Source organism: Stieleria sp., from assembly GCF_041595215.1.
Classification (GTDB): Bacteria; Planctomycetota; Planctomycetia; order Pirellulales; family Pirellulaceae; genus Stieleria; species Stieleria magnilauensis.
In genome coordinates, this window is record NZ_JBFHKV010000143.1 from 1 (window position 1) to 11,429 (window position 11,429).

The following is an 11,429-nucleotide window of genomic DNA, read 5'->3' on the forward strand; positions in this document are numbered from 1 at the left end:
TGGTGAAGTTGAACCACCAGCCGCACGAGCTGTCCGAGGAACTCGAAACGCTGATGAAGCAAATGGAAGCGTCGTGCGATCGCTCCCAAGCCGTGTTCAGCCGCTTGAGCGGGAATCAATTGAATTTCCGGCCCGCCAACGGGACGCATACGCCACGCTGGAATGCCGAGCACATGATGGGGCGTCAGCTCCTATTCTTTTCGCAGATCTATCACGCGCTCGACCCGACGATTCCGGTGATGGATTTGAATCCCAAACAGATGCCGCCCGACTACGTCCCAGCCCACCCTGATTGGGACGGAAAGGAAGAGGCACGACAAATGCAACGTGTCAGCGACTTCACGCGACGGTTCGCCTACTTGCTTCGCGGCATCAATCTCGACGTCAGGGCACCGGGAAGCCGCTGGACATTGCGAGGACTGTTGCGGCAAATGGATCGACACTACGACGACCACACGGCAAACACGAAAAAGAAATTCGAATTGGCCGGCTGGCCGGACGAATGAGCCGCGCTGTACCGAGCCGCTCTGTTTCGTGCCTTCACAACGAAAGAGTCTGCGATGGCAAATTGGGATGTGATTGTGATCGGGCTCGGCGGAGTCGGTAGCGCCGCCGCCTATCACTTGGCTGCCAGGGGTTGCCGTGTTCTGGGGCTGGACCAGCACCACCGCCTCCACACCTATGGCAGCTCGCACGGCAAGACGCGCATCATTCGCCAAGCCTATTTCGAACATCCGTCCTACGTTCCGTTGCTGCGTCGCGGCTATGAACTTTGGTACGAACTGGAACAGAGCGTCGATGAGCATCTGTTTCATCGAACGGGCTTGGTCGAATTGGGTCCGAAGGACGGCGTGGTCATTCCCGGTGTGTTGCGAAGCGCCGCGGAGCATGGACTGGCGATCGAAGAACTTTCGATCGCCGAGGTCGCGCGTCGTTGGCCTGGATTGGCCGGACGAGCGTTGCACTCACAGGCCCACTGGCAGGCCGTGATCGAAAAAGACGCCGGGTACTTGCGCGTCGAAGCATGTGTGGACGCCCATCTACGCCTGGCCGAACAGGCATCGGCGGCGCTGCAACATGAGCGACCGGTTCGTCATTGGCGCGCGACCCCACACGGCGTTGAAGTGACCACCGACGACGGCGTCGAACACGCCGAGCGACTGGTCATCGCCGGCGGCCCCTGGAGTGGGCAACTGCTTTCCGGGTTGGGGATCCGTTTGAGTGTGCTCCGCAAGTACCAATATTGGTATGCACCGCAACAAACGGGCTACGATCAACGCGACGGTTTCCCCTGCTTCTTTCATGAAACCCCGACGGGGTACTTCTATGGTTTCCCTTCCAACGAACGGGATGGATTGAAAGTCTCGCGGCACAGCGGCGGAACACCGGTCACGACTCCGACGTCCCCCCACCCGCCCGATGGCACCGACCAATCATTGATCGAAGACTATCTCAACGCGTTCTTGCCCGGCGTCGGCAATCACCTGCAAGCACAAGTCGGGTGCTACTACACGGTGACGCCGGACGAACACTTCATTGTGGACGTGCATCCGGACCACCCCCAGGTCGTGATCGTCGCTGGACTCTCCGGCCACGGATTCAAATTCACCAGCGTGCTCGGCGAAATCGCCAGTCAACTCGCCCTCGACGGCCAGACAACCCTAGAGACCTCGCTATTACGCCTTGAGAAACGACACCAAATCTAACTCTCCCTCTCTCCCTCTCTCCCTCTCTCCTTGTCTCCTTGTCTCCTTGTCTCCTTGTCTCCAAACGACCCCGACGAACACGATTCACCTTAAACGAACCATCATCCCCATTGCCCGGCGGCAGTCGGTTCGCATTTTCACCTTGCCGCGACGACTTCTTACGCCCGCGAGGGCTTGGGTTTATGTTGGGCGGCATGCAAGACTTTTGGCCCATCATCGCGTCCGTCCTCGGTGTCTTTCTGGTGATGGGCGTGGGGGCCGCTTGCCGGTCGCTCGGATGGTTGACCGCCGAAGCCGATCGCACGTTGGCCAATCTGACCGCCAACGTCATGCTGCCGGCGTACTTTGTGCACCAGTTTTCGCAAAGCAGTGAGATCGGTGAGATCTCCACCGCATGGCAACCCCCGCTGTTCGGATTCGTGTCGACCGCCCTTGGATTGTTTCTGGCGTTTGGGTTTGCCCGTTCGGCGGTCGGTCGCTGGTTCGGGTTGGTCAGCGATTCGTCTCAGCGAGCCTTCGCCTTGAGCGCGGGGATTTGCAATTACGGTTACATCCCGCTGCCGTTGGCCGAACAGTTTTATCCCACCGCGATGATCGATCTGATTCTGCATAACGTGGGGGTCACGATGGCGCTGTGGAGCATTGGGATTGCAATCATCAGTGGTTCGGGCCGCGACGGTTGGAAAAAGACGTTGATCAGCCCACCGTTGTGGGCGGTCGTGTTCTCCATCTTTCTCAGTTCCATGGGGTGGGCACAGTCCATCCCGGCTCCCGTGGCGACGGCGATCGGGACACTCGGCTCGTGCGCGATACCGTTGGGCTTGTTGCTCAGCGGTGCGATCATCGTCGACTTCATCCGTGATCAATCCTGGCTGGCCGACGCGCGGGTGATCGTGGCGGGGATCGGCGTCCGGCAACTGATCTTGCCACTGTTGATGCTGGGCGTGGGTGGCTGGTTGGTGCAAAGTCCCGACCTGCGCACAGTCGTGATGTTGCAGGCGGCGATGCCGGCGGCGGTCTTTCCGATCGTCTTGACCAAGCTCTACGGGCGCGACACCGAAACCTCCTTGCGAGTCGTCTTGTGGACCTCCGTCGCGGGCATCGTCTTGATCCCCACCTGGCTCGCCGTCGGAGCCTGGTGGCTGACCTAGTGTCTGCAAGTGGCGTACGCTTCCAGCTTGCGACTCCCCAAGCGTCAGCTTGTCCACTGCTTTCCTCGCAAGCGGCTTGTTGATTGAATCCGATCGCACGTGGGATTAGCCGTTTCGCGCAAGCGTACGGGCATTCATCATGTCGATTACTCACCGGCGCCCGTAGGCTCGCGCCAAACGGCTGATTAAATCAACAGGCCGCAAGCTTCCAGCTTACGCCACGAACTTCCCACGCACCAACTCGGTCGCTCGGTTCCAATCGTCGGTATTGGCAAACTGTTCACGCGAGACCAGGCAGCAGGCGACGTCGTTCTCGTGGGGATACAGCCCGATGGAGTCCTCGGTGATTTCCACGTGATCAAAGAATTGCCATGTCGCCCGTGTTTGCCCCAGAGACGTCATTGCACAATACCCTTGGTCATCCAGCCAGCCCTTGGAATACCAAGCGATCATCCGGCCTTTTTGTTTTGCCGCACGACGCGCGCGCCAGACTCGCACCAAGATGCTCGACACCAAGATGGCGATCCACAGTGCCGCCAGCGCGACATACAGCGTGCGAAACCCCGTCAGCACAAAGATGCTCAGCAACAAGCTGGCGAGAAGGACGGCCAACGCGACCCAAGTCCGCACCACCGCTTGTTTAGTCGCCTTCAACAAACGCGTTCCCCGTGCACAGTCCTCGTAAAAGTTTCCTTCAAACTCGATCGCATCCCCAGGCATCGAAAACAGGCACACAGTCTCCGGCGGCGTTCGTTTCCGTTCGTCAAGAAGTTGTGGCAACTGGGGTGGGAAGGCTTGCTGCAGATCCGCCGCCACGCTTCGGGCCGATGCCGGGTCGGCGAACGCATCGATCGGAAGCGTTTGCCAAAACGTCTGCTCCTTTCCAAAGCTGAGTACCCACAGGTCATGCGTTGCGGCGCAGGAGACGAGGTTGGAGAGCGGCCAATAGGCTTGGCTCTGCTCGGTTTCGAGCCACAAACCGTCTCGGTCGATCCAGCCATGAATCGGCCCCAAGGCGAGCTGAAAGCTCGGAACGCGGGTCCCGATCAACCAACGCTGGTGGCGACAAAACAGGCCAACACCGACGAGCAGCACGGCGGTCGCCAGCAGCGTGCGAAGCAGGTGGGTGGCGTCCAGATTGCCGGTGACCAACACCAGCACGCCGGACAACAGCGCGAACAAGCCGGCCAGGACGAGCATGACGCGCGTCGTGTTGCGATACTCGGTTCGGATTCCCGCTTTGATGACCGCATCACGATGATGCTGCGGCGTCACCTGGCCCTTGAATTTCAATCGGCCTGGAATGAAGTGACTGGGCGGGGGCGATTGCTGGGCGGCAAGCGAATCGGTCAGCGGAGCCTGATAGGGATTGGGCGTCACGCCTCCGATTTTTGCACCAAGTCCAAGAGTTCTTGATCGATCACCAGCGATTCATCGCTTTCGGGGTTGAGATACAAACCGTGTTCGGGAGGCATGTATTGCAGCAGCGCGTCGCCATCGAGGACGTAGCCTTCGATCTCGTCTCCCTCTTCGTACATTTCTTCCATCGAATGGACGAAATCTCCGGCGGCTTGCTCGTTGGTGAATGCGACCAACAAATGCATCCCGTCCAGTTCGGTGCTGAAGACGCTGGCACCTTCTTCGTCATCATCATCTTCCTCATCCGACATCGTCAGCAGCACAAACTCTGCCGAGTCGAACAATTGACGAACCAGAACGGCGTCGCGCTGCTCGATCGCGAGCGCCAGTTTTGATTCGAGAGATTCGGTCGATTCGGACATCATTTGGCTCGCAGGTTTTTGGGGGCGGTTGGGCCGGAGTGGTGATCCCCTAGTTATCGCAGCCGGGCACGAAAAAGCAAACCCGTCATCCCGGCACGCCGCGTCAGCAGCGTGGCGCGGGTTGGCCGAGCATTCACCTCGCGCCGGTCGCTCACCGGCTTGTTGATTTAATCCGATCGCACGTGGGATTAGCCGCGAGCGCGCAAGCGTACGGGCATTCATCTTGTCAATTACTCTCCGGCGCCCGTAGGCTCGCGCCAAACGGCTGATTAAATCAACAAGCCGTCACGCGTCCCGCTGGACCGACTCACGTCCCCCGCTTTCGCGGGGCACACCGTCTCAATCTCCCATAAACATTTCGCCCAACCCGCCCAACAGCGAGCCTTCGCCCTTGCGGGTGTTTCCGGCCGAGGGAATCGCTGCGGCGAGTCGCCCGGCAAACCGCGAGAACGGCAGGGATTGCAACCACACCGGACCGGGGCCGCGAACGGTCGCCAGAAACAGCCCTTCGCCGCCGAAGAACGCGTTCTTCAGGCCGCCGACGAACTGGATGTCGTAGTGGACCGATGGCCCCATCGCCATCAAGCACCCGGTGTCCAGCCGCAGCGTCTCGCCGGGTTCCAGTTCCCGGTACATCATCGTTCCGCCGGCGTGAATGACCGCGATGCCGTCGCCCTTGAGCCGCTGCATGATGAAACCTTCGCCGCCGAACAGCCCCGCACCGATCTTCTTTTGAAAGGCGATGTCCACCGTGATCCCGCGAGCCCCGCACAAGAAGGCATCTTTTTGGCAGATGATTTCGCCGCCCAGTTGATCCAGGTGCAGCGGAATCATGCGTCCGGGATGGGGTGCTCCGAAGGCGACCTTGGCTTGCCCGCGGCCCTGATTGGTAAAGGTCGTCATGAAGAGTGCCTCGCCGGTCAGCGCCCGCTTGCCCGCCGACAAGACCTTGCCGAACAGGCTGCTGTCCTGCTTGGACGGGTCGCCGAAGACGGTCGCCATCTCGACGCCTTCGGTCATGTACATCAGCGCGCCCGCTTCGGCGATCGTCTGCTCTCCCGGATCGAGCGTGATTTCGACGTATTGGGTCTCGTGGCCGAAGACTTCATAATCGATCTCGTCACTGCGCCGGCTGACCCCGTCCCCCGATTGACCGCCCCGCATCGTGACCGGCGCGGTGCTCATTTCGATCTCGCCGGCTGAGAACCGATCATCGCCGTCGGTGGTCGAATTCAGACCGGAAAAACCACCCGACGGAGCGGTCGAGGAGCCTCCCGGGACACGGAACGTCTGGCGACAGGCCTTGCAATTGACGTCTTTCCCCGCCATCTCTTCACCGGCCTGGTAGTGTTTTCCGCACATCGGACAGTCAAATTCCACTGTTTCCTCTCCTCCAAACATTAACGAGATGGTCACTTTTCGCTGGGTCGCAGGCTGCCCCAAAGGGCCCATTAGCAGTTACCATAGGGCGCTGGCTCCGATACCGAACGCGAACCGTGGATTGCCACCGATCCCCGCTCGTTCGCGCCGTCCCGATATCCAGTCCTGATCTGCAAATTTCCCACACCAATCCAGTCCCCCATCATAAAGGCATTCCGATGACCAAGCGATCCAAGGTGAACCATCGCCAAGAACGTCGCCAATTCCTCAAGACCGCCGCAGCCGCCTCGGCCGCCGCCTCGGTCCCTTACTTTTATTCGACGCCGAAAACGCTGGCCGACGAAACCAAGAGCAAGAACGACCGCGTCGCGATGGGCGTCATCGGTGCCGGCGGCATGGCGGGCGGCAACATGAACTCCGCCAAAGACTGGGTGGACGTCGTCGCCGTGTGTGACGTCGACGCCGGTCGCCGCCAGTCCTTCAGCCAACGACACAGCGGCGGCAAAGCCGTACAGTCGTCCGACTATCGCGAGTTGCTCGACCGCAAGGATATCGACGCGGTGCACATCGCCACCCCCGACCACTGGCACACCAAGCCACTGATCGAAGCCATGCTGGCCGGAAAAGACGTCTACTGCGAAAAACCACTCACGTTGACGATCGACGAAGGCAAGTTGATCCGCAAGGTTCAGAAGGAAACCGGACGCATCGTCCAAGTCGGAACGCAACAGCGCAGTACGTTCAATCTGTTTGTCAAAGCAATGGCGATCGTCAACGAAGGACGACTCGGAACGATTCGTGAAGTCCAAGCCGCAATCGGCGGTGCACCCACCAGCCCTCCGATCCCCGTCGCCGAAGTGCCCGAAGGACTGGATTGGGATCGCTGGTTGGGGCCGGCCCCGAAGGTCGACTACCGCAATCTGCCGAGCCAAAAGAATCGTGGCCGCGGCAACACGAACTGCCACTACGAATTCCGCTGGTGGTACGAATACAGCGGCGGAAAACTGACCGACTGGGGCGCGCACCATGTCGACATTTGCAACTGGGCGCTCAAACTGAACGGTCAAACCGAAGGCCCGCTGTCGATCGGCGGCACCGCCACCCATCCGGTCGAATTCAAAGACGGCAAGCCCGTGATGAATGACCGCTACAACACCGCGACCGCGTTCCTGTTCAACGTGATGTATCCCGGCGGCACCAAGATGATCATCCGCAACGACACCGACAACGGCGTGCTGATCACCGGCGACAAGGGCAAGATCTTTGTCAATCGTGGCAAGCTGGTTGGCAAACCGGTCGAAGATCTGAAAGACAACCCGCTGCCCGAAGACGCGATCGCCAAGGTGTACAAGAACCTGCCGATGGAGCGGAACGAGCGGGCGGCTCACTGGGCCAACTTCCTGCACTGTGCGAAAGAACGGAAAGAGCCCATCAGCGACGTCCACACCCACATGGAAATGCTCAACGTCTGTCACTTGGCCGGCATCAGCGCACGACTCGGTCGTGAACTGAAATGGGACAACGCCAGCGAGCAGATCGTCGGTGATTCGCAAGCCAACAGCATGCTCGCCAGGCCGTACCGCAGCGGCTACGAAATCGACATGGGCTAAAGCCGATGCAGTCCGAAGACGCGATCGATCTCCGTCGTCAGCTTCGCCTGACATGGCTGCTGCTGACGCTGGTCACCGTGGTCTTTGTCTGGCCGACCGTCCGCGTTTGGCTGGGGATCGGAATGGCCGCCAGCGGAACACCTCGCGCGATCACCCCGCGAGGTGATTTGGCGGCCTTCGAACAATCGACGGTCGAACTGTTTCGCACGGTCAGCCCATCGGTGGTTTACCTGACGACTCGATCACGCGTCGCCAGCCCGTTCTCGCGGCGGGCCATCGAAGTCGATGCGGGCTCGGGCAGCGGTTTCATGTGGGACGAATTCGGCCACATCGTGACCAATTTCCATGTCCTGCAAGAAGCCTCTTCGGCCAAAGTCGTGCTCTGGGATCAATCGTCCTACGAAGCGATCTTGGTCGGCGGATCGGCCGATCACGACCTGGCGGTGCTGAAGATCAACGCCCCGGCTGCGAAATTGCTGCCGGTGGCCATCGGCACCAGCGATGACTTGCTGGTCGGCCAGGCGGTGTTCGCGATCGGCAATCCATTCGGACTTAGCCAAACCCTGACCACCGGAGTCGTCTCGGCCAAGAGCCGCTCGATTGACAGCCCGACGGGACGTTCAATTGAAGAGGTCATTCAGATCGATGCGGCGATCAACCCCGGCAACTCCGGCGGCCCGTTGCTGGACAGTGCCGGGCGGTTGATCGGAGTCAACACGGCCATCTACAGCCCCTCGGGCACCTCGGCAGGGGTCGGGTTCTCGATCCCTGTCGACACGGTCAACCGGGTCGTCCCGCAAATCATCGCCAACGGTCGCTATGAGCCGCCGCAGCTGGGGATCCGCGTCAACCGTGAACTCAGCGAAGTCGTTACGACGCGGCTGGGCGTCGAGGGCGTGCTGATTTTGCACATCGTCCCCGGCGGCCCCGCCGATCGCGCCGGACTACGGGAAACCGTGATCGGACAATCCAGTTTGGTCCGGCCCGGCGACATCATTCAAAAGATCGGCGACGCAACCGTTCGCGACATGAACGACATGCTGGAAGCCTTGGAGCACCACCGCGTCGGCGAGACGGTCACGGTGCAATTCTTGCGGGATGGCCAGACCGAAACCGTCGACGTCGTGCTGCAATAGGCCGCCCGCACCGTGGTCAGTCCCGTCGGTTTGGCCTAAACTGTTCGCCCCTCTCGACAAACCACCGTCCCCAGGAAGCGAATTGATGAGCGAGAATTATCGCCCAGGAACTTTGGCGTTGCACGCCGGCCAGGAACCCGACCCGACCACCAACGCCCGCGCGGTGCCGATCTATGCGACCACCAGCTACACCTTCAACGACACCGACCATGCCGCCGCCCTGTTCGGGCTGACCGAGTTCGGGAACATCTACAGCCGGTTGATGAATCCCACCGTGGATGTGCTGGAAAAACGGCTGGCGGCACTCGACGGCGGCGTCACCGGGCTGTGCTTCGCCTCCGGACAAGCCGCGATCACGGCCGCAATCCTGACGATCGCCCACAGCGGACAAAACATCGTCAGCAGCACCTCGCTTTACGGCGGCACCTGGACCCTGTTCACGCAAACCTTCAAAAGCCTGGGCATCGAAGTTCGTTTCTTTGACCCCGATCATCCTGAACAGATTCATGGCTTGATCGACGAGAACACGCGTCTGGTCTACATGGAATCGATCGGCAATCCCAAGAACGACGTGCCGGATTTCAAAGCGATCGCCGACGCCGCACACAGCGCTCCCCACGGCGCGATCCCCGTGCTGTGTGACAACACCGTGATGACCCCGATGTTGCTCAAACCGATCGAGCACGGGATCGACATCGTGATCTACAGCACGACGAAATTCATCGGCGGCCACGGCACACACATCGGCGGCGCGATCGTCGACAGCGGTAACTTTAAATGGGCCGACCAACCGGAAAAATGGCCGGAGTTCTGTGCGCCGTCTCCGTCCTATCACGGTGCCGTCTTCGAAGAGCATTTGCGTCCGATGGGCAACATCGCCTACCTGCTGCATGCCCGAACGCACTGGTTGCGTGACACCGGCGCGGCGATGAGTCCCTTCGCAGCATTCCTATTCCTGCAAGGTCTGGAAACGCTGCACCTGCGGATGCCCCGGCACTGCGAGAACGCTCAAAAGGTCGCCGAATTCCTGGAGTCCAACGACGCGGTCGAGTGGGTGAATTACCCCGGATTGAAATCGCACAAGGATTACCAGCGCGGACAACAATACCTGCCCAACGGACAGGGTGCGATCATGGGATTCGGCATCAAGGGTGGCATGGAAGCGGGAAAGAAATTCATCAACGCCTGCAAGCTTTGTTCACACCTGGCGAACATCGGCGACGCCAAGACATTGGTGATTCACCCGGCCAGCACGACGCACCAACAGTTGACGGCCGAAGAACAAGCCAAGGCGGGTGTCGTTCCCGAATACGTTCGGGTCTCGGTCGGGATCGAAGACGTCCAAGACATCATCGATGACCTGAAACAGGCCCTCGCCGCGGCGACGTGAGCCAGTCCGACTCCACCACCGATCTGTTCGCAAGCACCGACGACGACCGCGTCGTCGGACCGCTCAAGCATGTCCGCTCGGTGACCTTCGACGGCGATGTTGCACTGGAACTGGGCGGACGCCTGAGCAACGTTTGCTGCGCGTTCGAAACCTGGGGCACACTCAACCGCGACGCTTCCAACGCCGTCCTGGTTTGCCATGCCGTCTCGGGTGACTCCCACGCCGCACGGCACGACCCGGACGACGATCCCGGCTGGTGGGACGATTTAATCGGCCCCGGCAAACCGGTCGACACCGATCGGTTCTTCGTCGTTTGCCCCAACGTCCTGGGTGGCTGTCGCGGCACGACCGGCCCCAGTGATCTGAACCCGGAAACCGGCCAACCGTTTGGCGCCGACTTTCCGCGGATCACGATCGGGGACATGGTCACGGTCCAGCGGATGCTGGCCGATCATCTGGGCATCGGCCGCTGGCACGCCATCGTCGGCGGTTCGCTCGGCGGCCATCAGGCGATGGCTTGGGTGGCCCAACATCCCGATTCGACCAATCTGTGCGTCGTGATCGCTTCGAGCGCGCGGCTGACCAGCCAAGCGCTCGGGTTTGACATCATCGGCCGCAACGCCATCCAAACCGATCCGCATTTTTACGGTGGCCAATACTACGACAAACCCAAACGGCCCAACACGGGACTGGCCATCGCACGCATGCTCGGTCACGTGACCTATTTGTCGACCGAAGCGATGGAGCAAAAGTTCGGCTCCGATCGCCACGACCCGCGGCAAATCGTGTCCGTGTTCGAACAACGATTCAGCATCGGTTCGTACTTGGCCCACCAAGGCCAAAAATTCACCACGCGTTTTGATGCCAACAGCTATGTCACGCTGACGATGGCGATGGATCTGTTTGATCTAGGCGTCAACCGACTGCAATTGATGGAAACATTCAACGATGCGGATTGCCAGTTCCTGGTCGTCAGCTTCAGCAGCGATTGGTTGTTCACCACGGACCAGTCACGTGACATCGTCAACGCGCTGACGGCATTGGGCAAGCCGGTCACCTACGGCGAAATCACCACGCCGCGAGGTCACGATTCCTTTTTGATCGCCGAAGACATCGCCCAGTACGGACCGTTGGTGCAAGCTCGGCTCGGTGACATCGACACCGCGCCGGCCTCGATCTCGGAAGTCGAAGAGCTGATCCTCGCCGAGATTCCCGACGGCGCGTCGGTGCTCGACCTGGGCTGTGGAGATGGTCACCTGCTGGCCGCACTTCACA

Annotated in this window: 10 protein-coding genes; 7 read left to right on the forward strand and 3 right to left on the reverse strand. The window is 60.4% G+C overall.

Annotated features, from left to right (window positions below; translation table 11 throughout):
• The 3 genes from ABX749_RS07950 to ABX749_RS07960 form a co-directional block, all read left to right on the forward strand.
• Positions 1 to 506 (forward strand): DinB family protein (locus ABX749_RS07950; RefSeq protein WP_372895505.1); only part of this gene is annotated, 506 nt, incomplete at its 5' end.
• A gap of 54 nt (positions 507 to 560) precedes the next feature.
• Positions 561 to 1,706 carry an N-methyl-L-tryptophan oxidase gene (gene solA / locus ABX749_RS07955; RefSeq protein ID WP_372895506.1) on the forward strand — a complete coding sequence of 382 codons (1,146 nt, stop codon included), beginning with the start codon at positions 561 to 563 and terminating at the stop codon, positions 1,704 to 1,706.
• A 194-nt stretch (positions 1,707 to 1,900) separates the two neighbouring features.
• The gene (locus ABX749_RS07960) at positions 1,901 to 2,857 is read left to right on the forward strand and encodes an AEC family transporter (RefSeq protein WP_372895507.1); all 957 of its coding nucleotides are present in this window, start codon (positions 1,901 to 1,903) and stop codon (positions 2,855 to 2,857) included.
• Positions 2,858 to 3,070: 213 nt separating this feature from the next.
• On the opposite strand, the gene ABX749_RS07965 is transcribed toward ABX749_RS07960, so the two are convergent.
• The 3 genes from ABX749_RS07965 to ABX749_RS07975 all read right to left on the reverse strand — a co-directional run bounded on the left by ABX749_RS07965 (position 3,071) and on the right by ABX749_RS07975 (position 6,018).
• Complete coding sequence (locus ABX749_RS07965) at positions 3,071 to 4,237, reverse strand: hypothetical protein (RefSeq protein ID WP_372895508.1); 1,167 nt, start codon at positions 4,235 to 4,237, stop codon at positions 3,071 to 3,073.
• Entirely contained in the window at positions 4,234 to 4,641 is a 408-nt protein-coding gene (locus tag ABX749_RS07970; RefSeq protein WP_372895509.1) for an SseB family protein, read from the reverse strand. Before ABX749_RS07970 ends, ABX749_RS07965 begins: the two co-directional genes overlap by 4 nt.
• A 336-nt stretch (positions 4,642 to 4,977) precedes the next feature.
• The gene (locus tag ABX749_RS07975; RefSeq protein ID WP_372895510.1) at positions 4,978 to 6,018 is read right to left on the reverse strand and encodes a TIGR00266 family protein; all 1,041 of its coding nucleotides are present in this window, start codon (positions 6,016 to 6,018) and stop codon (positions 4,978 to 4,980) included.
• 218 nt (positions 6,019 to 6,236) lie between these two features.
• Between ABX749_RS07975 and ABX749_RS07980 the strand changes: the two genes are divergently transcribed.
• The 4 genes from ABX749_RS07980 to ABX749_RS07995 form a co-directional block, all read left to right on the forward strand.
• Positions 6,237 to 7,628 carry a Gfo/Idh/MocA family protein gene (locus tag ABX749_RS07980; RefSeq protein ID WP_145212482.1) on the forward strand — a complete coding sequence of 464 codons (1,392 nt, stop codon included), beginning with the start codon at positions 6,237 to 6,239 and terminating at the stop codon, positions 7,626 to 7,628.
• 5 nt (positions 7,629 to 7,633) lie between these two features.
• Positions 7,634 to 8,764 carry a S1C family serine protease gene (locus tag ABX749_RS07985; protein ID WP_372895511.1) on the forward strand — a complete coding sequence of 377 codons (1,131 nt, stop codon included), beginning with the start codon at positions 7,634 to 7,636 and terminating at the stop codon, positions 8,762 to 8,764.
• An 85-nt stretch (positions 8,765 to 8,849) separates the two neighbouring features.
• Positions 8,850 to 10,154: an O-acetylhomoserine aminocarboxypropyltransferase/cysteine synthase family protein gene (locus ABX749_RS07990; RefSeq protein WP_372895512.1), complete on the forward strand. Its 1,305-nt coding sequence runs from the start codon at positions 8,850 to 8,852 to the stop codon at positions 10,152 to 10,154.
• A partial coding sequence (locus tag ABX749_RS07995; RefSeq protein ID WP_372895513.1) for a homoserine O-acetyltransferase occupies positions 10,151 to 11,429 on the forward strand: 1,279 nt, incomplete at its 3' end. The genes ABX749_RS07990 and ABX749_RS07995, both read left to right, overlap by 4 nt.

What these genes read in the sequence shown, in the direction of transcription:
- ABX749_RS07960 (WP_372895507.1), top strand. Translation starts at nt 1,901, where the DNA reads ATGCAAGACTTTTGGCCCATCATCGCGTCCGTCCTCGGTGTCTTTCTG.
- ABX749_RS07985 (WP_372895511.1), top strand. Translation starts at nt 7,634, where the DNA reads ATGCAGTCCGAAGACGCGATCGATCTCCGTCGTCAGCTTCGCCTGACA.
- solA (WP_372895506.1), top strand. Translation starts at nt 561, where the DNA reads ATGGCAAATTGGGATGTGATTGTGATCGGGCTCGGCGGAGTCGGTAGC.
- ABX749_RS07990 (WP_372895512.1), top strand. Translation starts at nt 8,850, where the DNA reads ATGAGCGAGAATTATCGCCCAGGAACTTTGGCGTTGCACGCCGGCCAG.
- ABX749_RS07970 (WP_372895509.1), bottom strand. Translation starts at nt 4,641, where the DNA reads ATGATGTCCGAATCGACCGAATCTCTCGAATCAAAACTGGCGCTCGCG.
- ABX749_RS07980 (WP_145212482.1), top strand. Translation starts at nt 6,237, where the DNA reads ATGACCAAGCGATCCAAGGTGAACCATCGCCAAGAACGTCGCCAATTC.